The organism is Marinovum sp. (assembly GCF_034669705.1).
In the GTDB taxonomy this organism is placed as follows: Bacteria; Pseudomonadota; Alphaproteobacteria; order Rhodobacterales; family Rhodobacteraceae; genus Marinovum.
Genome location: NZ_JAXMOR010000012.1, coordinates 1 through 23,172, shown reverse-complemented (window position 1 = coordinate 23,172; position 23,172 = coordinate 1). Strand labels below are relative to the sequence as shown.

The window sequence follows — 23,172 nt, the reverse complement described above, 5'->3', positions numbered from 1 at the left end:
TACACGCCCTGACCGGGCATTTTGCTGCCTATTATCCTTCATTATGCCGAAGCGATACCCGGGCGTCACGTAAAAAACCAGAAATCGCCGCAAAATGTGGGCAATTTCTTGCCACATCCGCCCCGATATCGAAGCGCCTGCCAGATATGGCGGGAATGCAGTGCAATGGCCACTAGGCGGCCCGAAAAACGACCACCTTATCCACCGAATCGTCCACAGGCTGCGCCGCTCCGGCGCTTACCAGTTGTCGCGGAACCACTTCACCGCGCGTTTCAGAGAGCGCGCCGGATAGCGATCGACCGGCAGGTCGAAATCCCACCACTCGTCCTGCGGATGGGCGGCAAACAGGCAGAGCCCCACCGCCGCCGAAAAGCCCGGCCCGGTGACGGCCTGGGGCAGGCCATGGACGCGCAGAGGCCGGCCCAGACGCACCTGATGGCCGAGGATGCGGCTGGCCAGGGCATCAAGCCCGGGGATCTGGCTGGCACCGCCGGTCAGCACGATCTGCTGGCTTGGCAGGTGCTCGAAGCCGGCGGCATCGAGGCGCACGCGTACCTCTTCGAGAATTTCCTCGACCCGCGGCCGCATGATGCCGATCAGCTCGGCGCGGCTTGCGGTGCGGCGGTCGTGTTCCCAATCGCCGGTTTCGCCGCCGATGCCGATCATCTCGCGGTCGTCCATGCCGGTGGCGACCAGCCCGCCGTGCACCGTCTTGATGCGCTCGGCCATGGTCATCGGCACCTGCAGGCCCATCGAGATGTCGGAAGTGACGTGATCGCCGCCCATGCGCACCGCATCGGAATAGATCATGTGCTTCTTCATGAAAATCGAGATGCCGGTCGAGCCGCCGCCCATGTCGATGCAGGCGGCGCCGAGCTGCTGTTCGTCCTCGACCAGCGCGGCAATGCCGCCGACGTAGGCCGAAGAGGCCAGGCCCGCGAGTTCGAGATCGCAGCGCTTGACGCAATGGGCGAGGTTCTGGATCGCCTGACTGTCGACCGTCAGCATGTGCATGTCGGTCGACAGCGTGTGGCCGATCTGGCCGCGCGGATCGGACAGGCCCGAGCGGTGATCGAGCGCGAAGTTCACCGGCTGGGCATGCAGCACCTCGCGGCCATGGCCGAAGTCCGGCACGTCGCAGGCCGAGAGCACGCGGGCCACGTCCTGTTCGTCCACCGTCTGGGCATGCACCTCGACCTGACCGGCCAGCCCGTAGGAGCGCGGCTCGGCGCCCGAGAAACAGGCGATCACGTGGTCGACGCGGATGCCCGCCATCTTCTGCGCCGATTGCAGCGCGGTGCGGATGGCGCGCTCGGTCTCGCCCATCGCCGCGATCTCGCCGAAGCGGACGCCGCGAGAGCGGGTGGTGGCGGCACCGATGACGCGAAAGCCCGACTGGCCGGCAAGCGAGCCGACACCGGCGTCAGAGACCTTTTCGGTCCCGTCGAACCGCAGGACGAGGCAGGCGATCTTGGCGCTGCCGACGTCCAGGACGGCGATCACGCCACGTTGCATCGCCGCCTTGCGCATGTTGCGCATCGCGCGTTGGGATTCGTACAGCTCGATCATCGTGACGTCACTCCAAGCTCGTCTGCCTTGATTTTCCGCAGCTCTTCGACTGCGTTGGTATTCAATCTGATGGTGGGCCGCTGCGGCAGGCGCATGTCGACGACCGCGAGGTCGCGTTCCAGCATGCCGTTGGGCGTGATAGTATCGAGCGCCAGCACCCGCTCCAGCGTCTGCACCGGCTTGTCCTCTGGCAGCAGGATGCGCAGCCCGCGATCGAGCACCACGTCCCAGCGCCGCTGGCCGACCCATTCCAGACCGCGCAGCCGGGGCGCCACTGGCGCCGCCGCAGCGATCAGCCGCAGCGCCTGTGCCACGTGTTTGTCAGCGCCCTCGCCGGCGATCACCGGCAAGTCGAGCCGGTCGTAGCGGCTGGCAATCGGCGCCACCCGGTAGCCGCCCTCGTCAAGCAGTTCGAGCCCGCGCGCCGAGCGCCAGACCACCGTCGGAATGCGCTCGGTCACGTCGACCTGAAGCACGCCGCCGGGCTTGATCCGCAGGCTGACCTTTTCGACCGCGTCGAGGCCGGCAATGGTGTCGCGCATGTGGTCGAGCTCAAGATGGAAGGAGGAGACCGGGAATTCCACCGGCAGGATCTCGCGGATGTCCTGCGCCACCTCTTCGCCGGCGCCGTCGACCTTCATCAGCTTGACCATGAATTCCTCGCGCTGCTCGATGGCATCGCGCATGTCGCTCAGGGTCTGGTTGAAGGCGGTACGGCGGGCGTCGCTGGCGAAATAGATGCTGCCGATCAAAAAAGCCGCGGCGAGCGGCAGGCCGAGCCGCAGCCCGTGGCGGAACAGCGGCGTCAGCATCAGGCGCTGCATCCGGTAGGCCCAGCGCGAGGGCGCGGGATCGGCCTTGACGCGGGTGCCCGGCGGCAGCTCGGCGCCGCCGTGGGCGGGATGGTAGGCGCGCTGGATACGGCCGCGGGTGACGCCGGTCAGCGATGGCATGAGGCGTCCTCCACCATCCAGGCGCAGAGCTTGCCGAAGGAGATGCCGGCCTGCGCAGCCTGTTCCGGCGCCAGAGAGGTCGGCGTCATGCCGGGCTGGGTGTTGGTCTCGAGCAGGATCAGCCCGTCGAGGCCCCTGCCCTCGTCCCAGCGAAAATCGGTACGGCTCACCCCGCGACAGCCGAGCGCCCGGTGGGCGCGCAGGGCATAGTCGAGGCAGGCGTCGAAGATCTCGGCCGGCACCTCGGCGGGCACCACGTGGCGCGAGCCGCCGGCCTTGTACTTGGCATCGTAGTCGTACCAGCCGGTGGTGAGGATGTCGGTCACGGTCAGCGCACGGTCGCCCATCACCGTGGTGGTCAGCTCGCGGCCCGGCGCGAAGGTCTCGACCATCACCTCGTCGGGCATGTCATCTGACAGCTGCGGCGGGCCGTTGTTCTCCGCGTCCACAAGGTAGACCCCGACCGAGGAGCCTTCGTTGTTGGGCTTGACCACATAGGGTGGCGCCAGCACGTGGCGCTCGCGCACCTCTGAGGCCTTGGCGATCACGCTCTCGACCACCGGCAGACCAGCGGCGCGGTAGACCTCTTTCGAGCGCTGCTTGTCCATCGCCAGGGCCGATGCCAGAACGCCGGAATGGGTGTAAGGCAGGCGCAGCCATTCGAGCAGGCCCTGAACGCAGCCATCCTCGCCCCAGCGGCCGTGCAGCGCGTTGAACACCACGTCGGGCTGAACGTCCGCGAGCCGTGCAGAGAGGTCCTCCGCGGCGTCTATTTCAATGACTTCAAAGCCTTCGCCCCTGAGCGCCGCGGCGCATTCGCGCCCCGAAGACAGTGACACCTCGCGCTCGGCGGAGGGGCCACCCATCAACATCGCTACTCGGGAGCCTGCCCTGCTCGACATGCCCACTCGTGCCTCAACTTGTCTGGACCTGCCCGGTCCCTCTTACGTTCTCGCGCCTTTTGCGGCGCGTTTTTATGCTGAACCTGCCGGTTCCTGTCGCCTTCGCCCCGGCCCGATCGAGCTTGGGTGCGAAAACTGGCCAATTCGGCCTTGGCGGATCAGGCTTTTTCGCCGACCCGCATGATTTCCCAGTGTAACTCTATTCCACTGGTATTAAAAACCCTTTTTCGCACTTCCTCGCCAAGGGATTCGAGATCTTCCGCCGTCGCTGCCCCGGTATTGATCAGAAAGTTGGAATGCTTCTCGCTCATCTGCGCGCCACCGATGGTAAAACCGCGCATTCCGGCGTCATCGATCAGCTTCCAGGCCTTTAGATCATGGGTATCGTCGGCGCGACCGGTGCTGGAAAACCCGGCCGGATTGCGGAAAGTGGAGCCGGCGGTGCGGTCCTTGGTGGGCTGCGTGGCATCGCGCTTGGCCAGCTGGTCGGCCATTTTCTGTGCAAGCGCCTCGGGATCGCCGGGCGTGCCCTCGAAAGTGGCACCGGTGATCACCCAGCCCTCCGGCAGATCGGTCTGACGGTAGCGGAAGTTCAGGTCCCCGGCGCTCAGGGTGACCACCTCACCCTCCCGGGTGACCACCTCGGCCGAAACGAAATGATCGGCGACATAAGAGCCATAGCAGCCGGCGTTCATCCTGACCGCGCCGCCCACGGCGCCGGGGATGGTGCGCAGGAAGGTCAGGTCGATACCGGCCTCGGCCGCCTTGCGCGCCACATGGGCATCAAGCGCTGCGGCGCCCGCGGTGACCCGGTTGCCCTCGCTCGTGATGGTGTTGAAGCCGCGGCCCATGCGGATCACCACCGCCCGCAGCCCGCCATCGCGCACGATCAGGTTGGAGCCGACGCCCATGGGAAAGACCGCCACCTCCTGCGGCAGCACGCGCAGGAAATCGGCGAGGTCGGCAGTATCGGCCGGCTGGAACAGCCAGTCCGCCGGCCCGCCAACGCGCAGCCAGGTGAGATCGGCAAGCGCGCGGCCTTCGGTCAGCCGCCCGCGCACCTGTGGCATGTGAAAGTGATCGTCCATTGCCTGCCTCGCCTCGGTTTTCCCCGTCATAGGACGGAACGCGGCCAACGAAAAGGCCCGATCACCGCCCTCTGCGCCGGCGCCACCAAGCCAGCCCGCCACCGATCCCCAGGCCCACCACAGACGGCGCCACAAAGATCAGCACGATGATGAAATAGGCCAGCGCATCCCAGCCCTGAGCCGTCTGCGCCTTGACCATGAGCCAGGCGCCACAGGCCAGACCGGCGGCGATCAGCCCGAAAAACCACCGGCGCGCATCTTGCCGAATGAGGACATACCCCAGCAGAGCCGCGCCCAGAAGGACGGCGGCCATGATGAGGAGGACTCTGATCTGTGACGGCTCCATCCGCCGCGCTCCCGCCCGGGTGTGTTCAGGCAGAGCCTATCGCCCGGACCCGGCCCCGGGCAAGCGGTCGTCAGCCCTGTGCCTCGCTCTCGGACCCGGCGCTGCCCTGGACCCGCTGCCGCAGCCAGCGGCTGAGGTAGATCACCGGCCAGCGCAGCACGCTCATCCCGGCGATCAGCACCAGCAGACCGACCCAGGGGCCGTTCTGATAGGTCACGAACCCCAGGAGCGGCACGCCGAGGGCGATCAGCACATAGGCGCGGCGCCAGTGATTGTCGCGCGAGGGCATCGCCGCCAGCACATTGGCCGCCAGCGCCCAGAGGCAGGCAAGGATCAGCGACAGGGTCATGCCGTCAACTGCTCCGGCAGGGCATTGGCCCAGGCGCTGATCGTGCCGGCACCGAGGCAGACCACGATGTCGCCCGGCCCCGCATTCTCGCGCACGAAATCGGCCAGCGCCTCTTCGCCGGACAGCGCGGTGGCGTGGCGGTGGCCATGGCGGCGCAGCCCGTCGACCAGGTCGTCGCGCGACGCGCCTTCGATCGGGTCCTCGCCGGCGGCAAAGACATCGGCAATGGCGACCACATCGGCCTCGTTGAAGCAGGCGCAGAAATCCTCGAACAGGTTCGACAGCCGCGAATAGCGGTGCGGCTGGTGCACCGCGATCACCCGCCCCTCAGAGGCCTGCCGCGCCGCGCGCAGCACGGCGGCAATCTCTACCGGGTGGTGGCCGTAGTCATCGATGATCGTCACGCCGTCAACTTCGCCGACTTTCGTGAACCGGCGGTTAACACCGCCGAAATTCGCCAATGCAGCCCGGATCTCGTCGATCTTCATCCCGAGATGACGGCAGACCGCCACGGCGCTCAGCGCATTCGAGACGTTGTGATCGCCCGGCATCGGCAGGGCGCAGCCCTCGATCATCCGGCCCTCGGCCTGCAGCGCGATGTCGAACTTCGCCACCCCGGCCTCGTAATGCAGGTTGACCGCGCGCACATCGGCCTGCGAGTTGAAGCCATAGGTCACCACGCGGCGGTCGGTGACCTTGCCGACCAGCCGCTGCACCTCTTCGTGGTCGGTGCAGCAGACCGCCAGCCCGTAGAACGGGATGTTCGAGACGAAATCGAGAAAGCCCTGCCGCAGCCGGTCGAAATCGCCCCAGTGCTCCATGTGCTCGGGGTCGATATTGGTGACCACGCCGATGGTGGCGGGCAGGCGGTTGAAGGTGCCGTCACTTTCGTCGGCTTCGACCACCATCCATTCGCCCTGCCCCATGCGGGCGTTCGAGCCATAGGCGTGGATAATGCCGCCGTTGACCACCGTCGGATCGAACCCGCCGGCGACCATCAGCTCGGCCATCATCGTGGTGGTGGTGGTCTTGCCGTGGGTGCCGGCAATGGCGATGTTGGATTTCAGCCGCATCAGCTCGGCCAGCATCTCGGCCCGGCGCACCACCGGCAGGCCCCGGGCGCGCGCCTCGTCAAGCTCGGGGTTGCCCGGCTTGATCGCGGTCGAGATCACGACGACCTCGGCCTCGGCCAGGTTCTCGGCCTTCTGGCCGACGAAGATCCTGGCGCCGAGGCGCTCGAGCCGGTCGGTGATCTTCGAGCCCTTGAGGTCGCTCCCCTGCACCCGGTAGCCCAGGTTGAGCAGCACCTCGGCGATGCCCGACATGCCGATGCCGCCGATGCCGACAAAGTGGATCGGCCCGACATCGGTGGGCAGTTTGGTGACGGCGGCAGCGTTCATTCGGGGTCCTTTCCGGGCTGTGGCCTCTGGCCTTCGGCCAGCGTCTCGACCATGGCGGCCAGTTCGCGGGCCGCATCGGGTTTGCCTAGCGCCAGCGCGGCCTGCGACATGCGGCGCGCCTCTTCGGGCTGGCTGAGAATATCGTGGATCGCCGCGGTCAGCGGTTCTACGTGCAGGTCGGTCTCGGGCACCACCACCGCCGCGCCGGCCTCTGACAGGCCGCGGGCATTGGCGCTCTGGTGGTCGCCGGTGGCGGCCGCATAGGGCACCAGGATCGCCGGCCGGCCGATCACGGCGAGATCGGCGATCGAGGAGGCGCCGGCGCGGCTGATCACCAGCTGCGCCTCGGACATCCGCCGCGGCACGTCCTGAAAGAACGGCTGCACATCGGCGTCGATATTGTGTTCTTCGTAGTATTTCGCCACCCGCTCGTGATCTTCTCCGCGGGCCTGGTGGCTGACGCGGATGTTCTCGAGCACCCGCATCGGCAGGCCGGCAATCGCCGGCGGCACCACGTCCGACAGGATGCGCGCGCCCTGGCTGCCGCCCATCACCAGGATCGACATCGGGTAGTCGCCCGGCGTGATATAGCTGGCCCCGGCGCGTTCGAGGACGGCAGCGCGCACCGGGTTGCCGGTGTGATGGCCGTCGACCCCCTCGGGCAGCTCGGTGGGCCAGGTGCCGCAGGCCATGGCGTCGACGCGCCTGGCAAAGAGCGTGTTGACCTTGCCGAGGATGCCGTTTTGTTCATGGATCATCCGCGGCCGGCGCATCAGCCAGGCCGCCGAGAGCGCCGGGATCGACGGGTAGCCGCCAAAGCCCACCACCGCGTCAGGCCGGTCGCGCAGAAAGCCGAAGACCGCCGAGCAGACCCCGCCAAGAATGCGGAACGGCGCCACCACCTTGCCGGCGATGCCGCCACGGGCAAAGGTGGCCGAGCTGATCTGGTCGATCTCGACGGTATGGGGAAAGCCCTGCGTATAGCGCGCGCCGCGGGCATCGGTCGAGAGCTTGACCCGCCAGCCGCGCGCCAGCATCTCTTCCGCAAGGGCTTGCGCGGGGAACATATGCCCCCCGGTGCCGCCTGCCGCAATGACGAGTAGCCTCTGCCGCTCCATCAGTCCGTGCCCTTATGCCTTGCGGCGGGGCTCACCTGACGCGGCCCCGCAGAATGTCTCCGATCTCGCCCTGCGGCCGTGTCCGGGTGAACGACAGCAGCATGCCCACCGCGATGCCGGTGGCAATCAGCGAGGAGCCGCCGTAGCTGACGAAGGGCAGCGTCATGCCCTTGGCGGGCAAGAGCCGCACCGCGACACCCATGTTGATCATCGCCTGAACGCCGAACATGCAGGCAAGCCCGGTTCCGGCCAGCCGGATAAAGGGATCGCGTTCGCGCATCAGGCGCAGCAGAGACGACAGCACCACCCCCGCATAGAGCGCGATGATCGCCAGCACAAGGATCAGCCCGTATTCCTCGGCCGCCACGGCGATGATGAAATCGGTGTGGGCGTCCGGCAGCGACCATTTCACCTGCCCCTCGCCGACGCCAACGCCGACGAACCCGCCCTCGCGGATCGCGTTGGTGGCATAGCCCAGCTGGGTGGTCGGATCGACGTCCGCGGTCAGAAAGCCGTCGATGCGGCGGGCGAAGTGCTCTGAACTGGAATAGGCCAGCGTGCCGGCCAGCACCACCAGGAGCGCGATGCCCACCAGCAGGAGCATCGGCGCACCGGCGACGAAATACATCACCCCCCAGCCAAACAGCACCAGGCAGGCCTGGCCGAAGTCGGGCTGCAGGGCCAGCATCAGCACGATGGTCACGCAAAGCCCGAACGACCACAGCCGCCCCGGCGGGCCGTTGATCTCCTGGTTGGCGGCCAGCATCCAGGCGGCGATCACCACGAACCCGGGCTTGAGAAACTCCGACGGCTGCACCGAGGCGAAGCCCAGGCTGTACCAGCGCACCGCGCCCTTGCCGAAATCGGTGCCGAAGGCCGGCAGCAGCGCCAGCGCCACGAAGGCCAGCGCAAAGCCCACCACCGCCAGACGGCGCACCAGCACCGGCGTCATCATCGAGGTGACCAGCATCGCCACCAGAGCCGCACCGCCAAAGATCGCCTGCCGGGTGACATAGTGAAAAGGTTCGAACCCGTTCTTGGCCGCCAGCGGCGGCGAGGCGGCAAGCCCCAGCAAGATGCCGATGGTGAACAGGATCAGGATAAAGGACATCGACATCTTGTCGATCGTGCGCCACCATTTCGGGAGCACAGGCTCGACGTCCCTCACGGGGGCCGCGCCATAGACCATTTCAGTCATGGGAATCTGCCACTCAATCTGCCTCGGGTGCCCCGTTTTTCGGGGTCTGGCCAGAAGTTTACCGCAAACCCCGTGACAAGGCTAGGGAAAACGCCCCCGCCCGCCCCTTGCGCTTGCCGGCATTTCGGGGCACCGCTGGCGGATGAATGTCACCACCCTCATCCTCGGCGCCGGCGCCGCCGGCCTGATGTGCGCGGCCCATGCCGGCCCCGGCACGCTGGTCATCGATCATGCCAAGGCCCCGGGCGAAAAGATCCGCATTTCCGGCGGCGGTCGCTGCAATTTCACCAACCTGTACACCGCGCCCGGGAACTTCCTGTCGCAGAACCCGCATTTCTGCAAATCGGCGCTGAAACGCTATACCCAGTGGGATTTCATCGCGCTGGTCGACCGCCACGGCATCGCCTGGCACGAAAAGACCCTGGGCCAGCTGTTCTGCGATGGCAAATCCACCCAGGTGGTCGAGATGCTGACCGCCGAGATGCGCGCGGCCGGCGCCGATCTCTGGCTGCAGACCAGCGTGGTCGGCGTCAGCCATGACGGCAGCCGGTTTTCCGTGATCCTCGACCGCGAGGGCCGCCGCACAGTCGTCACCGCCAGCAACCTGGTGCTCGCCACCGGCGGCAAGTCGATCCCCAAGATGGGCGCCACCGGGCTCTCCTATGACATCGCCCGGCAATTCGGGCTCGCGGTCACCGAGACCCGCCCTGCCCTGGTGCCGCTGACCTTTTCCGACCAGCGCTTCGCGCCGCTTTCCGGCGTCTCGCTGCCGGCCACGGCCCGCACCAATGGCACCAGTTTCGACGAGGCGCTGCTGTTTACCCACCGCGGGCTCTCGGGCCCGGCGATCCTGCAGGTCTCGTCGTTCTGGCGCGAAGGCGACGAGATCGCCCTGCGCCTCGCGCCGCCCACGCTCTACGACGATCTGCGTGCGGCCCGGCAAGAGGCCGGCCGCGTCAACCTCACCACCGCGCTGGCGCGCCACCTGCCGGCGCGGCTGGTCGAGCATCTCGCGGGCCCCCTGCAACTCACCGGCAACCTCGCCGACCAGTCCGACGCCCGGCTGCGCGCACTTTGCGAGACGCTGTCGGACTGGCGCCACAAGCCCACCGGGTCAGAGGGCTATCGCACCGCCGAGGTCACCTTGGGCGGCATCGACACCGACGGGCTGAACTCGCGCGACATGCAGGCCAGGGACGTGCCCGGTCTTTATGCCATCGGCGAGGCGGTGGATGTCACCGGCTGGCTCGGCGGCTACAACTTCCAGTGGGCCTGGGCCTCGGGCCATGCCGCGGGCACGGCGCTCGCGGCGCGCGGCTGAGCGCCACTGGAATATTTACAGCGCCGCCACATATCCGTTACACAATCGTCACGTTGAACGGAGTGCCGGATGGCCCTGATCGAATATCCGCCTCTGAAGCCCGCCAACCTGCTTCGCGCGCTCGAGGCCAAGGTGCCGCAGAAGTTTGCCCGCGACATCCTCAACCGCCTGCGCTTCCGCGGCCAGGCGCCGCTGTCTGACGAGGCGCTCTTCGTGCCGCTGGCCGACGTCCACGCGGCCTATGCCCCCGATCCCAAACAGGGCGCCCCGGCTTTCCGCCGCCGTCACAGCGGGCTGGTGCGCGGCGGCAACTGGGACCTCTCGACAAGGCCGCTCGAGGAGTCCTTCAAGCATGCGGCCATCCGCCTGCATTTCGTCGACGGTCTGCCCTGGGAAGAGACCGGCGTCTACGAGCGCCACCTGCAGAACATCGCCCGGCACGGCCAGTCCGACGGCTGCCGCACCCTCGACGACCTCAAGCGCCGCTATGCCCGCATCGACGCGCTCTACGACGAGGTCAGCCGCACCCGCCGCCTGCGCCCGCGCAAGGAGGTGCCGGGCTATTTCCGCCGCGAACACGGCGGCATCTTCGTCCATATCGACCGCAACGGACGCGCCCTGCGTCGCGGCGGCGGCGAACACCGCTACGCCATCGCCCGCATCCTCGACCTGCCGGAAATCCCGGTGCAGCCCGGGGTGATCCACATCGACGCCCTCAGGAACGGCCACCTTGACCGTCTGCGCCACTCGATCCACGGCTGAAGCAAACGCGCGGGTCCAGCCCTTCTTCTGTTCGAAAATACCCTCGGGGGAGTCGCCAAAGGCGACGGGGGCAGAGCCCCCATCCCTTAGCTCTCGGTCAGACGCGCCAGCACGTTCTGGGTGAAATCCACCCCGCGCTGCTCGAAATTGTCATACTGGTCGAAACTCGCTGCCGCCGGCGCCAGCAGCACCGTCTCGCCGGGCTGCGCCTCGGCCATGGCGCGTTCCACCGCGGCCGACATCTCGGTGCAGACCTCGGCCTCGACGCCGGGAAGCCCCAGCGCAAAGCCCGCCGCCTCGCGGCCGATCACATAGGCCTTGACCACATTGGCCAGCCCTTCGGCCAAGCCCCCGAGCCCGCCGTCCTTCTGCAACCCGCCGCAGATCCAGCGGATCTTGCCGAAAGCCGCGAGCGCCTTGGCGGCGCTGTCGACATTGGTGGCCTTGCTGTCGTTGACATACGTGACCCCGCCCGCCTCGGCGATCAGCTGCGACCGGTGCGGCAGACCGGCAAAGCTGTGGAACGCCTGTTCGATCACCCGCGGCGCCAGCCCCAGGGTCCGGCAGGCGGCATAGGCGGCACAGGCATTCTGGTGATTGTGCGCGCCGGGCAGCCCCTTGACCGCCCGCAAGTCGATCGAGCCGGCCTGCCGCCCCTTGCGATACTCCGAGAGGAACCCCTTGCGGGCAAACACGTGCCAACCCGGCCCGGTGAGCTTGCCGGTCACCGAGATGCGGATCACCCGGTCGTCGCCCGGCCCCTCGCTGAGCTGGCCGGCAAGGAAGCGGCCCTCGGCCTCATCGACACCGATCACCGCGCGGTCCGGCCCGCCTTCGGCGAACAGCCGGCGCTTGGCGGCGAAATAGCCGCCCATGCCGCCGTGACGGTCGAGGTGGTCGGGGCTGAGGTTGGTGAACACCGCCACGTCGGGGGTCAGCGCCCGGGCCAGTTCGGTCTGGTAGGACGAGAGCTCGAGCACCACCACGCCGCCATCGCCCGGCGGGTCGATGTCGAGCACGCCGCGACCGATGTTGCCGGCGAGCTGCGCCTCACGGCCAGAGGCCTCGAGGATGTGGTGGATCAGCGCCGAGGTGGTGGATTTGCCGTTCGAGCCTGTCACCGCCACCACCCGCGGCGGGCTGTCATGCATCTCCCATCCGGTCTGGGCCAGCGAGCGGAAGAACAGGCCGATGTCATTGTCGACCGGCACGCCAGCCGCCTGTGCCGCGGCCACCACCGGGTTGGGCGTTGGATAGAGATGCGGGATGCCGGGCGAGACGATCAGCGTGGCGATCTCGGCGAAGATGCCGGGGCTCATCAGGTCGCTGACCTCAAAGCCCGCGTCCTCGGCGCGCTCACGGGCCTGGGGGTTGTCATCCCAGCAGACCGGGATGGCGCCACCCTCGCGCAGGGCGCGGGCGGCCGAGAGGCCCGAGCGGCCGAGGCCGAGGATAGCGATGCGATGGGATTCGAAACCGGTGACTGGGATCATGGGTCGCTCCTCGTGGGGCGGTCAGGATCGGGGGCGCTGCCCCCGGACGCCCGGGAATATGTTCGGCCAGAAGGAGCCCTGGACGCGCTTGCCCTCAGCGGACCTTCAGGGTGGCGAGGCCGATGATGGCGAGGATCAGCGAGATTATCCAGAAGCGGATCACGATGGTGGGCTCGGCCCAGCCCTTCTTTTCGTAATGGTGGTGGATCGGCGCCATCAGGAAGACCCGCTTGCCGGTGCGTTTGAAGTAGAGCACCTGGATGATCACCGAGAGCGCCTCGACCACAAAGAGCCCGCCGACCACGCCGAGCACGATCTCGTGCTTGGTGGCCACGGCGATGGCGCCGAGCGCGCCGCCGAGTGCGAGGCTGCCGGTGTCGCCCATGAAGACCGCCGCCGGCGGCGCGTTGTACCACAGAAAGCCCAAGCCCCCGCCGAAGAGGCCTGCGGTGAAAATCAGGATCTCGCCGGTGCCGGGGACGTAGTGCACGTCGAGGTATTCGGTGAAGTCGACCCGGCCCACCGCGTAGGCGATGACGCCGAGCGTGCCGGCGGCGATCATCACCGGCATGATCGCCAGCCCGTCAAGCCCGTCGGTCAGGTTGACCGCATTGGCAGCACCGACGATGACGAACATGCAAAACGGCAGGAACAGCCAGCCGAGGTTCAGCAGGGTGTCCTTGAGCACCGGCAGCGCGAGGCGGAACTGCAGATCGTCCGGGTGGTAGATCGCGGCCCAATAGGCGGCGATGCCGGCGATCAAGAAGCCCAGCAACAGCCGCACCCGGCCCGGCACGCCCTTGGTGTTCTGTTTCGAGACCTTGGCATAGTCGTCGGCAAAGCCGATCAGCCCGAAGGCGAAGGTGACGAAGAGCACCATCAGCACATAAGGGTTGTCGAGCCGCGCCCAGAGCAGGGTCGAGGTCAGCAGCGCGCTGAGGATCAGCAGACCGCCCATGGTGGGGGTGCCGGCCTTGGCGACATGGCCCTCCGGACCATCGTCGCGGATCGGCTGGCCCTTGCCCTGGCTGCGCCGCAGCACGTTGATCAACGGCTTGCCGAAGAGAAAGCCGAAGATCAGCGCCGTCATGAAGGCGCCGCCTGCCCGGAAGGTTATATAGCGGAAAAGATTGAAAAAATCCCCGCCATCGGACAAAGCTGTCAACCAGTAGAGCATCTCATGCCCCTTCCCGCCTTTTAGTGGCCTGCTACTTATTGGGGGTCGCCATCGCCCATTTTGCGGATCGCGTCAACCAGCGCCGAGAGGCCGATGGAATTCGATCCCTTGATCAGCAGAACATCGCCGGGGCGCAGCTCGTGGCGGACCTCCGGCAGGATGTCGGAGACCCGGGGCTGCCAGTTGCCGCGCCGGTCGGCCGGCAGCGCCTGCCAGAGGTGACGGCTCAGCGGGCCGACGCAATGCACCCGGTCGATCGCCTCCATCGCCGGCAGGCGGGCCAGCGCGGCATGCAGCTCGGGGGCGGTCTCGCCCAGTTCGGCCATGTCGCCGAGACAGGCGATGCGGCGGCCGCGCTGGGCCTTGGGGGTGGCGGCCAGCACCGTGAGCGCGGCCTCCATCGAGGCCGGGTTGGCGTTGTAGCTGTCGTCGATCACTTCCAGCGTCTTGGCCGGATCGGCCGGATCGAGGGCGATGCTCTGGCGCGCGCCGCGGCCCTTGACCGGGGCCCAGCGCGACAGCGCCGCCGCCGCCAGCGCCGGATCGAGCCCCAGCGCATCGGTGACCGCCAGAACGCCGAGACCGTTCATCGCGAAATGCCGCCCGGTGGCTGCGATCTTGAAATGCCGGTCGGCGTGGCGGACGCGGGCATGGGCGACGGTCACGCCATGGGCCATCTCGACGCCGGTCAGACGGTACTGCGCCTGCGGCGCCTCGCCGAACCCGACATAGGCGGCCCCCGCCGCGCGGGCGGCGTCGCGCAGAAGATCGGCGGTGCCGACTTCGGCATTGAAGACCGCGGTGCCGCCGGCTTCGAGCCCGGCGAGGATGCTGGCCTTTTCCGCGGCGATGCCCTCGATCTTTCCGAAGGCCTCGAGATGCGCCGGGGCGACGGTGGTGATCATCGCCACATGCGGCCGGGCGATGGCCGACAGGGGCGCGATTTCGCCGGGGTGGTTCATGCCGATCTCGATCACCGCGAATTCGGTGTCGGCGGGCATCCGCGCCAGCGTGAGCGGCACGCCCCAATGGTTGTTGTAGCTCGCCACCGAGGCATGGGTGCGGCCAAAGGCCTGCAGCGTCTCGCGCAGCATCTCCTTGGTCGAGGTCTTGCCGACCGAACCGGTGACGGCGACGACCCGGGCGGCGGTGCGGGCGCGACCGGAGCGGCCCAACGCCTCGAGCGCCGGCATGATCTCCTCGACGATCAGCAGTGGGGCATCCTCGGCCACGCCTTCGGGGCGGTGGGTGACGAGCGCGGCCGCCGCACCCTTCTCCAGCGCCTGGGCCACGAAGTCATGACCGTCGCGGGCGGCCTTGAGCGCGACGAAGAGATCGCCGGGCTGCAGCGTGCGGGTGTCGATCGAGACGCCGCCGGCCTGCCAGTCGGTCGTGCTGCGCCCGCCGGTGGCCGCTGCGGCCTCGGCCGCGGTCCAGAGGCTCACGGGTTGACCCCGTCAAGCGCCGAGACCGCGACGCTGGCCTGTTCCACATCGTCGAAAGGATAGGTGGTGTCGCCGACCACCTGGCCGCTCTCGTGACCCTTGCCGCAGATCAGCAGCGCATCGCCCGGTTGCAGCATGTCGACGCCGCGCAGGATCGCCTCGGCGCGGTCGCCCACTTCGATGGCCTCGGGACCGGCGCCCTGCAGCACCGCGGCGCGGATCGCGGCCGGGTCCTCGGTGCGGGGGTTGTCGTCGGTGACGATGACGATATCGGCATTCTCGCGCGCGGCCTGCCCCATAAGCGGGCGTTTGGCGGTGTCGCGGTCGCCGCCGGCGCCGACCACGGCAATCAACCGGCCCATGACATGCGGGCGCAGGGCCGAAAGGGCGGTCTTCACCGCGTCGGGGGTATGAGCGTAATCGACAAAGGCGGCGGCGCCATTGGCGCGGGTCGCGGCGAGCTGCATGCGGCCGCGCACGGTGCCAAGATCGCTCATCACCTCGAAGACGCGCTCGGGCGCTTGGCCGGCGGCGATCACCAATCCGGTGGCAAGCAGCACGTTGGCCGCCTGGAAACCGCCGATCAGCTTGAGCCGGGTCTGGTAGGTCTGCCCCAGCCAGTCGAATCGCAGGTCCTGCCCGGTGGCATCGAACCGTTGCGCCACCAGCCGCAGGTCGCAGCCCTGGCCCCGACCGACGGTCAGCACCGACTGGCCGCGGGCGGCGCAGACCGGCTCGAGATCGGCAACCTTGGGGTCGTCCATGTTGAGCACGGCGGTGCCATCCTCGGGCAGAACCCGCAGGAAGAGACCGGCCTTGGCCTCGAAATAGGCCTCGAAGGAATGGTGATAATCCAGGTGGTCCTGGGTGAAGTTGGTGAAGCCCGCGGCCTTGAGGTGGACGCCGTCGAGCCGCCGCTGCGCCAGCCCGTGCGAGGAGGCCTCCATCGCGGCATGGGTGATGCCGGCCTCGGCCGCGGCCGACAGGGTGCGGTGCAGGGTAACCGGCTCTGGTGTGGTATGGGCGAGCGGCGCCTCCCAGGCGCCTTCAACGCCGGTGGTGCCAAGGTTGACCGCCGGGATGTCGAGCGCCCGCCAGATCTGCCGGCAGAAGGTCGAGACCGAGGTCTTGCCGTTGGTGCCGGTCACCGCGACCACGGTCTCGGGCTGGCTGCCGAACCACAGCGCCGAGGTATAGGCCAGCACCTGTCGCGGGTCCTCGGCGACGATCAGCGCAGCGTGGCTGGCGTCGAGCACATCGGCGGCGATCCGCGCACCCTCGGCATCGGTGAGCACCGCGCCGGCGCCCATGCGCAGGGCGTACTGGATGAATTCCGCGCCATGCACCCGGCTGCCCGGCAGCGCGGCAAAGAGGGCGCCCTCCCTGACCTCGCGGCTGTCGACCGTGATGCCGGTGATCCGCGTCTCTGCGCCGCCCCGGGCGCTGAGGCCCAGATCGGCAAGCGATTTCGTTCTGCTCATGAAGGACCCCGTCTACTGACTGGTGAGCGTTATACCAGCCAGCGTGTCGGGTTCAATCGTGGGTCTGAGGCCCAGCAGCGGCGCGAGGCGTTCGATCATCTCGGCGGCCACCGGCACCGCGGTCCAGCCGGCGGTGCGGCGCAGCTCGCCGGCGGCGTGGATCTCGGGCTCGTCGAGGGTGACGACCAGCACGTACTTCGGATCGTGGATCGGAAAGATCGAGGCGAAGGTGGCGATCACCTTGTCCTTGTAATAGCCGCCCTTGGGCATGGGCTTGTCGGCGGTGCCGGTCTTGCCGCCCACCGCATAGCCGCGCACGTCGCCAAAGCTCGCAGTGCCCTCGTCGTGGCTGACCACCAGCCGCAACATGGCACGCGAGGCCGCTGCAGCGCTCTCCGACATCACCCGCTCGCCCAGGTTCGGGCCGTTCTGGCGCAGCAGCGTCGGCGTCACCATGCGGCCGCCGTTGGCGACGGCGGCATAGGCGGTGGCCAGGTGCAACGGCGAAGCCGAGAGACCGTGGCCGTAGGAGATCGTCATGGTCGAGAGCTCGGACCAGTTCGGCGGCAGTAGCGGCTTGGCGCGCTTGGCCTCCTGCAGCTCGACCGGGGTCACATCAAAAAAGCCCAGCTTTTCGAGGAAGGTCTTCTGCCGGTCGGCGCCGATCATCTGTGCCAGCCGCGCGGTGCCGATGTTGGAGGATTTGACGATCACCTTGGTGACCGACAACTCCTTGCCGTAGTTGTGGAAATCGCGGATGCGGTGGCGGCCCCAGGTGAGCGGGCCGCGAATGTCGACCATGGTGTTCGGGTTGACGATGCCGAGGTCCATCGCCTGCGCCGCGGCAAAAATCTTGAAGGTCGAGCCCAGCTCGTAGACCCCCTGCACCGCGCGGTTGAACAGCGGGCTGATCGAGGGATCGTCGCCGAGCGCCGGCAGCGGCCGGTCGTTGGGGTCGAAGTCCGGCAGGCTGGCCAGCGACAGGATCTCGCCGCTGTTGGCATCCATCAGGATCGCGGTGGCGCCCTTGGCCCCCATGATCTTCATGCCGCCGTAGAGCACCTTTTCCGCCGCCGCCTGCAACGTCAGGTCAATCGACAGCTCGAGCGGCGCGCCTTCGCGGGCCGGGTCGCGCAGCAGATCGTCGTGGAACTTCTCGATGCCGGCGGTGCCCAGCACCTCGGCCGAATGCACGCCCTCACGGCCAAAACCGTAGCCGCCCAGCACATGCGCCGCCAGCGCACCATTGGGATAGAGCCGCATCTCGCGCGGGCCGAACAACAGGCCGGGCTCGCCGATGTCATGCACCGCCTGCTTCTGTTCGGGGCTCAGCTTCTTGCGAATCCACATGAACTTGCGATCAGAGGTGAAGCGCTTCTTGAGGTCGGCGACGTCGAGCTCGGGGAAGATCTTGCCCAGTTCCTCGGCCGCACGCAGCGGTTCGATCATCTGGTGCGGGTGGGCGTAGAGGCTGTGCACCTCCATGTTGGTGGCGAGGATCCGGCCCTTGCGGTCAACGATATCGGCGCGTTGGGCGACAATCGAGGCGCCATTGGTGGCGGCGCGCGGCTCGGTCGCCTCAGAGGCGGCCAGACCGCCCATGCGCACGGCAATCACGAGGAAGGCGCAGAAATACATGATCCCCAGCAGCAACAGCCGCTGCTCGGCGCGCAGCCGCAGCCGGTCGCGCATTTCTTCGTGCCGCAGGCGGATGTTCTCGCGTTCGATGGCGTCGGGGTTTTCGCCCCTCTGACGGGCGTCGAGGATGCGGGCCAGCGGGCGCAGCGGGGTGCGGATCATGGCTGTTGCTCCTGGTCTGCGCCCTGCGACGAGGTGGCGATCGGGTTGGTAATCGGCTCGAGATCATCGAACACCGGCAGCGGAAAGGCGACCTGATCGACATTGCCGAAATGCCGCGGCCTGAGCGGCAACAGACCCAGCCGGTCAAAGTTCAACTCGGCCAGGTCGCGCAGCCGGTCGGGGCGGTTGAGATAAGCCCATTCTGCCCGCAGCACCGAGAGGCGGACCCGCGCCGCGCCAATCTCTCGCTGCAGTTTCGACGTCTTTTCAATCGCTTCCTGAGTCTTGTAGTTCTCGTGGTAGGCCCAGAAGGCCAGTCCGATCACGGTGAGCGCTGTCATGACATAGAGAATGGACCGCATTACCTTGTCCCCTTGAGTTGCGGCATGGCGATGGATTTGGCGTCGACCTCGCCGGCCGGCACCTCGGTGCGCCGGGCCACCCGCAGCCGGGCCGAGCGCGAGCGCGGGTTTTCCGCCAATTCCTGCTTGTCGGGGCCGGCGGCCTTGCGGGTGACAATCTCGAATTGCGCCGGCACCGCCGCGACCTGCGGCGCATAGCGGTTGAAGTTGCCGGAATGGCCGGCGCGGGCCTGCAGGAAGCGTTTGACCATCCGGTCCTCGATGGAATGAAAGGTCACCACCGCCAGCAGACCGCCGGGTTTCAGCACCCGTTCTGCGGCCATCAGCCCCTCGAAAAGCTCGGTATATTCGTCGTTGACGGCGATTCGCAGCGCCTGGAACGAGCGCGTGGCGGGATGGCTCTGACCGGGCTTCGAGCGCGGCAAAGAGCGTTCGATCACCCCTGCCAGTTGCAGCGTGGTCTCGAAGGGCGCCTCGGCGCGCGCGCGAACGATGTTCTTGGCGATCCGCCGCGAGGCGCGTTCCTCGCCAAAGACAAAGAGGATCTCGGCCAGTTCCTGCTCTGAGGCGGAATTGACCAGATCGGCGGCGCTGGGGCCGTCCTGGCTCATCCGCATGTCGAGCGGGCCGTCCTTCATGAAGGAAAAGCCGCGCTCGGCGCGGTCGAGCTGCATGGAGGAGACCCCGAGATCGAGCACCACGCCCTCGACCGCGCTGGCGACCTCGTCCATCTTGGAAAACACGGTCTGCTCGGGGCGGATTCGGTCGCCGTAGTCGCGCATCCAGTCGGCGGCCAGTTCAAAGGCCAGCGGGTCGCGGTCGATCGCCACCACCTCGCCCGCACCGGCCTCGAGCAATGCACGGGTATAGCCGCCGGCGCCGAAGGTGCCATCGATCCAGGTGCCTTCCACCGGCGCGACCGCTGCGATCAGCGGCCGGATCAGTACGGGGATATGCGGGGCCGCGGGGGGTGTGGTCTGAGCGGCGGCCATCGGTCAGGCTCCCTCTGCCGGAGCGTCGAGGAAGGAGAGCGGATCGAAGTCCTCAGGCAGCTCGTCGAGCCATTCCTCGGTCTTGGCCAGCTCTTCCTTCTCGTAGGTGTCCGGGTGCCAGATTTGAAAGGTGTCGCCGGCGGCGATGAAGAAGGCTTCTTTCTGGAGGCCGATCTTCTCGCGCAGCTTGGCCGGCAGCACGAGGCGGCCGGTCTCGTCGACATTGGTGGGATAGGATTGGCCGTGAAACAGCCGCTGCAGCATCTTGCGCTGCATCGAGCCGCGCGGCAGGGCATCGATCTTGGCGTCGACCTCGTCGATCGCCTCCATCGTGTAGCATTCGAGGTAATTGCGGCGGTGATCGCCATAGACGATTACGAGCTCGGGATTTTCACCGGATTTCCAGTTCGGGTCGGCGGCTTCCAGCACACGGCGAAACGAGGCCGGGATAGACACCCTGCCCTTCGTATCCACCTTGTGGTGGCTCTCGCCTCTGAACCTGCGGCTCACTGTCCTGCCGTCCTTTGCTCGCGCCCCCGCGAAACCCCCCGGATTTTGGATGTAAAAACGGCGGGTTGATCTGCTGCCACTGATCAACCCGCCGCCTGTCCCGCTCTTGCGGGATGTCCAGCTGCGCGCGCCACCTGGGGGGATGTCTGCTCGCCCGCGCGCCGGATCTCTTGTTCACGATGAAAGGCGGATGCCTGTATGAAACCTTGTTTTTGCTTTTGTTCGGAGTTGGTTGCGGGGTCGTTTGGTGCCCCTGTCTCCGTCCCTCATCGTGGTATAAGGGATGCCATGGGAATTTATGGAAATCAACAGGCAAAATTGGGAAACACCCACATCATATTGTCCACACCCCCTGTGGAAAACAACATCTTGGGGGTAAATTTGTCATGTTTTTGGAAATTGTAGCGGAAGCGGGAATTTGCCTACACTATATATAGTGATCTAAGCGCTGTGGCTTTTTTCCCACGAAATCCCGGAACATTTTCAGGCGTGCCGCAATCTGCCCGCAGTTTCCCAGTCAACCGCACCGGGGTGGCGGCAGAAATTCCCTGTCACACCCAATGAATCACATCCGAATCACGGAATCGAGAGGGTTTCGCCACGAGTCGCCGCCACAGTCGGGACCGGCCGGACCATGAATTCCCATCCGTCCCACGATTTCCCGTAGGTCCCATGAATTCCCGCCGCGCCCACGGTTTCCCGCCAGGTGACGGCCCCGGGCTCGGCGGTTGATCGAAGGAGAGAGAAGAGAGGCGGTCCAAGAAGCCGCGCCGGCGCTCCGAGGCGCGGCGCGAGGCCTGTGCCCGTCAGGCGCGCAGGTCCCTCACATATAGGAGGCACCGGACGGGCCCCGCGCGCATCGGGCGCGCAGGGTCAGGTATATCATGTCAGCGCTGCGCCGGTCTCAGACCAGCCCGCCGCGGATCATGCCTTGTGCAAGCTGGCCGTAAGCCGCGGCCATCGGTCCTTCGCCAGCGGCCACCGGCGTGCCATTGTCGCCGCCCAGCCGCGTGTCGAGATCGATCGGCAGCTGCGCCAGCAGTGGCACGCCCATGTCCTGCGCCTCTTTCGCCGCGCCGCCATGACCAAAGATATGCGCCTCGAAGCCACAGCTCGGGCAATGGAACAGCGACATGTTCTCGATCATCCCGAGGATCGGCGTCTTCAGCGTATGGAACATGTCCACTGCCTTGCGCGCATCGAGCAGCGCCACGTCCTGCGGCGTCGAGACCACGATGGCCCCGGAAAGCTCGGATTTCTGGCACAGCGTCAGTTGCACGTCGCCGGTGCCGGGCGGCAGATCGACCAGCAGCACGTCAAGCTCACCCCATGCCACCTGCCCGAGCATCTGCTGCAGCGCGCCCATCAGCATCGGCCCGCGCCAGACCACCGCCTTGGCCGGGTCAAGCATCAGCCCGATCGACATCAGCGTGACGCCATGCGCCACCAGCGGCTCGATCGTCTTGCCGTCTGGGCTGGCCGGGCGCTGGCTGACCCCCATCATCCGCGGCTGCGACGGACCGTATATGTCGGCATCCAGCAGTCCGACCTTCTTGCCGGCGCGCGCCAGCGCCACGGCGAGGTTCGAGGAGACGGTGGATTTGCCCACCCCGCCCTTGCCGGAGCCAATGGCAATGATGCGTTTGACGCCGGCGGGCTTCATCGGACCGGCCTGGGCCTTGGGATGACCGCCGATCTTGAGGCTCGGCGGCGCCTTGGCCTCATGCGCGGTCAGCACGGCATGCACCTCGCGCACCCCCTCGAGGCTCGCCACGGCGCGCTCGGTGGCGGCGCGCAAGGGCTCCATCTGGCGCGCGATCTCGGGCGTGGGCGCCTCGATCACATAGCGCACAATGCCGCCCTCGACGCTCAGCGCTCGAATCAAATCCCGCGAGACAAGGTCGCCACCGCCGGGAATCTCGAATGTTGCCAATAGTTTTCGGATTTTTTCCTGCATCGGAGCCCTGCTCTTTCCTTTCACATCGCGAACCACAGACAGACTGCAAGCGGCTATTTGCAACCCTCGGGTGAATTCTTGCGACCTTGGTCGTAAAATCCTCGCGTCAATGCCAGACGCCTTGCATTTGCTGCATAGCAGCATTGCCCATGCCGGGGATTGTGCACACGCAGCATTCGACTAGATTGAGGTCAACGAAACGAACATACACACCGACGACAACAAAGGCTCAACGCCATGGCAGACATCACCACGAACACTCCCGTTCAGGCTGGACCGAACAACCGCATTCAGGCTGCGCTGAAGTCCCTTTCCGCACGTTTTGCACAGTATCGCGTGTATCGGGAAACCATGAACGAGTTGCAAGGCCTCTCGAACCGCGAGCTCGCCGATCTCGGCCTGAGCCGCAGCGAAATCCGCCGCGTGGCCTATCACGCAGCCTACAACTGATCAGGAATCAGAAGGCTCTCTCCTCCTCCCTGAGTCTTCTGTGTCTCAGCGGCGACATCTCTCCTCCTCCCTGATGTCGCCGCCTTTTATTCCGGGCCCCACGATTGGCCCTTACAGAATTCCCGCCGTTTCTCCTCCCTTTTGCGGCCGGGAATACCAGGACCGAAGGCACCTCCTCCCAAATCGCCTGAGGTCCGACCCTTGCTGGCGCTTCGTCTCCTCCCATTCAGGAGCGCCGGTGGTGATAAGACGGCGGCACACCTCCCTGTGCCGCCGTCTTACCCCCCGAGGGCACGAGTTTCAGGGCTCCGGCCCGCCGCCACGCCTCATGCGTGACGCCGGCAAAGACAGAATTCCCGCCGCTCTCCTCCCATTGCGGCCGGGATAACCGGATCGAGGGCTCCTCCTCCCAATAGGCCCGAGGTCCGATCCAGACTGGCGCTTCGTCTCCTCCCATTCAGGAGCGACGGTTGACACAAGACGGCGGCACACCTCCCTG

21 protein-coding genes are annotated in these 23,172 nt (G+C 67.0%); 3 read left to right on the top strand and 18 right to left on the bottom strand.

All coding sequences use genetic code 11. The annotated features are described in order from the left end of the window. Nucleotides 1–237 precede the first annotated feature (237 nt). From ftsA to ftsW, 9 genes are all read right to left on the bottom strand, one after another. Nucleotides 238–1,569: a cell division protein FtsA gene (gene ftsA, locus VOI27_RS10450; protein WP_323765283.1), complete on the bottom strand. Its 1,332-nt coding sequence runs from the start codon at nucleotides 1,567–1,569 to the stop codon at nucleotides 238–240. Continuing rightward, the gene (locus VOI27_RS10445; RefSeq protein ID WP_323765282.1) at nucleotides 1,566–2,522 is read right to left on the bottom strand and encodes a cell division protein FtsQ/DivIB; all 957 of its coding nucleotides are present in this window, start codon (nucleotides 2,520–2,522) and stop codon (nucleotides 1,566–1,568) included. The genes ftsA and VOI27_RS10445 overlap by 4 nt, the downstream gene beginning before the upstream one ends. Next, nucleotides 2,510–3,388 (bottom strand): D-alanine--D-alanine ligase, encoded by an 879-nt coding sequence (locus VOI27_RS10440; RefSeq protein WP_416374667.1) that lies wholly within the window; start codon nucleotides 3,386–3,388, stop codon nucleotides 2,510–2,512. Before VOI27_RS10440 ends, VOI27_RS10445 begins: the two co-directional genes overlap by 13 nt. A 194-nt stretch (nucleotides 3,389–3,582) precedes the next feature. After that, nucleotides 3,583–4,512, bottom strand: coding sequence for a UDP-N-acetylmuramate dehydrogenase (gene murB, locus VOI27_RS10435; RefSeq protein ID WP_323765281.1), 930 nt, complete (start codon nucleotides 4,510–4,512; stop codon nucleotides 3,583–3,585). A gap of 61 nt (nucleotides 4,513–4,573) precedes the next feature. Next, entirely contained in the window at nucleotides 4,574–4,825 is a 252-nt protein-coding gene (locus VOI27_RS10430; protein ID WP_323765280.1) for a hypothetical protein, read from the bottom strand. 103 nt (nucleotides 4,826–4,928) lie between these two features. Further along, nucleotides 4,929–5,207 (bottom strand): DUF2484 family protein, encoded by a 279-nt coding sequence (locus VOI27_RS10425; protein ID WP_323765279.1) that lies wholly within the window; start codon nucleotides 5,205–5,207, stop codon nucleotides 4,929–4,931. Then, complete coding sequence (gene murC / locus VOI27_RS10420) at nucleotides 5,204–6,607, bottom strand: UDP-N-acetylmuramate--L-alanine ligase (RefSeq protein ID WP_323765278.1); 1,404 nt, start codon at nucleotides 6,605–6,607, stop codon at nucleotides 5,204–5,206. The genes VOI27_RS10425 and murC overlap by 4 nt, the downstream gene beginning before the upstream one ends. After that, nucleotides 6,604–7,674 carry a UDP-N-acetylglucosamine--N-acetylmuramyl-(pentapeptide) pyrophosphoryl-undecaprenol N-acetylglucosamine transferase gene (locus VOI27_RS10415; RefSeq protein WP_416374666.1) on the bottom strand — a complete coding sequence of 357 codons (1,071 nt, stop codon included), beginning with the start codon at nucleotides 7,672–7,674 and terminating at the stop codon, nucleotides 6,604–6,606. The genes murC and VOI27_RS10415 overlap by 4 nt, the downstream gene beginning before the upstream one ends. A gap of 82 nt (nucleotides 7,675–7,756) precedes the next feature. Continuing rightward, nucleotides 7,757–8,923: a putative lipid II flippase FtsW gene (ftsW, locus tag VOI27_RS10410; protein ID WP_323765276.1), complete on the bottom strand. Its 1,167-nt coding sequence runs from the start codon at nucleotides 8,921–8,923 to the stop codon at nucleotides 7,757–7,759. Nucleotides 8,924–9,065: 142 nt separating this feature from the next. On the opposite strand from ftsW, the gene VOI27_RS10405 reads away from it, so the two are divergent. Both VOI27_RS10405 and VOI27_RS10400 read left to right on the top strand, forming a co-directional pair. Beyond that, the gene (locus VOI27_RS10405; protein WP_323765275.1) at nucleotides 9,066–10,244 is read left to right on the top strand and encodes an NAD(P)/FAD-dependent oxidoreductase; all 1,179 of its coding nucleotides are present in this window, start codon (nucleotides 9,066–9,068) and stop codon (nucleotides 10,242–10,244) included. A 69-nt stretch (nucleotides 10,245–10,313) separates the two neighbouring features. Next, nucleotides 10,314–11,006 carry a hypothetical protein gene (locus VOI27_RS10400; protein WP_323765274.1) on the top strand — a complete coding sequence of 231 codons (693 nt, stop codon included), beginning with the start codon at nucleotides 10,314–10,316 and terminating at the stop codon, nucleotides 11,004–11,006. 86 nt (nucleotides 11,007–11,092) lie between these two features. Here the strand turns inward: VOI27_RS10400 and murD are convergent, their stop codons facing one another. The 9 genes from murD to VOI27_RS10355 all read right to left on the bottom strand — a co-directional run bounded on the left by murD (nucleotide 11,093) and on the right by VOI27_RS10355 (nucleotide 22,223). Next, nucleotides 11,093–12,499, bottom strand: coding sequence for a UDP-N-acetylmuramoyl-L-alanine--D-glutamate ligase (gene murD, locus VOI27_RS10395; RefSeq protein ID WP_323765273.1), 1,407 nt, complete (start codon nucleotides 12,497–12,499; stop codon nucleotides 11,093–11,095). Nucleotides 12,500–12,593: 94 nt separating this feature from the next. Beyond that, nucleotides 12,594–13,676, bottom strand: a complete 1,083-nt coding sequence (gene mraY, locus VOI27_RS10390; RefSeq protein WP_323765272.1) for a phospho-N-acetylmuramoyl-pentapeptide-transferase — start codon at nucleotides 13,674–13,676, stop codon at nucleotides 12,594–12,596. A 35-nt stretch (nucleotides 13,677–13,711) separates the two neighbouring features. After that, nucleotides 13,712–15,121: a UDP-N-acetylmuramoyl-tripeptide--D-alanyl-D-alanine ligase gene (locus VOI27_RS10385; RefSeq protein WP_323765271.1), complete on the bottom strand. Its 1,410-nt coding sequence runs from the start codon at nucleotides 15,119–15,121 to the stop codon at nucleotides 13,712–13,714. After that, a complete protein-coding gene (locus VOI27_RS10380; RefSeq protein WP_323765270.1) occupies nucleotides 15,118–16,602 on the bottom strand; it encodes a UDP-N-acetylmuramoyl-L-alanyl-D-glutamate--2,6-diaminopimelate ligase in 1,485 nt (494 codons plus the stop codon). Before VOI27_RS10380 ends, VOI27_RS10385 begins: the two co-directional genes overlap by 4 nt. A gap of 12 nt (nucleotides 16,603–16,614) precedes the next feature. Continuing rightward, nucleotides 16,615–18,402, bottom strand: a complete 1,788-nt coding sequence (locus VOI27_RS10375) for a penicillin-binding protein 2 (protein WP_323765269.1) — start codon at nucleotides 18,400–18,402, stop codon at nucleotides 16,615–16,617. Next, nucleotides 18,399–18,764 carry a cell division protein FtsL gene (gene ftsL / locus VOI27_RS10370; RefSeq protein WP_323765268.1) on the bottom strand — a complete coding sequence of 122 codons (366 nt, stop codon included), beginning with the start codon at nucleotides 18,762–18,764 and terminating at the stop codon, nucleotides 18,399–18,401. The genes VOI27_RS10375 and ftsL overlap by 4 nt, the downstream gene beginning before the upstream one ends. Beyond that, complete coding sequence (rsmH, locus tag VOI27_RS10365) at nucleotides 18,764–19,756, bottom strand: 16S rRNA (cytosine(1402)-N(4))-methyltransferase RsmH (RefSeq protein WP_323765267.1); 993 nt, start codon at nucleotides 19,754–19,756, stop codon at nucleotides 18,764–18,766. The genes ftsL and rsmH overlap by 1 nt, the downstream gene beginning before the upstream one ends. A gap of 3 nt (nucleotides 19,757–19,759) precedes the next feature. Next, nucleotides 19,760–20,266: a division/cell wall cluster transcriptional repressor MraZ gene (gene mraZ, locus VOI27_RS10360; protein WP_323765266.1), complete on the bottom strand. Its 507-nt coding sequence runs from the start codon at nucleotides 20,264–20,266 to the stop codon at nucleotides 19,760–19,762. 904 nt (nucleotides 20,267–21,170) lie between these two features. Next, nucleotides 21,171–22,223 (bottom strand): Mrp/NBP35 family ATP-binding protein, encoded by a 1,053-nt coding sequence (locus VOI27_RS10355; protein ID WP_323765265.1) that lies wholly within the window; start codon nucleotides 22,221–22,223, stop codon nucleotides 21,171–21,173. A 237-nt stretch (nucleotides 22,224–22,460) separates the two neighbouring features. Here VOI27_RS10355 and VOI27_RS10350 point away from each other — a divergent pair, with 237 nt between their 5' ends. Next, nucleotides 22,461–22,673 carry a DUF1127 domain-containing protein gene (locus tag VOI27_RS10350; RefSeq protein ID WP_323765264.1) on the top strand — a complete coding sequence of 71 codons (213 nt, stop codon included), beginning with the start codon at nucleotides 22,461–22,463 and terminating at the stop codon, nucleotides 22,671–22,673. Nucleotides 22,674–23,172 lie beyond the last annotated feature (499 nt).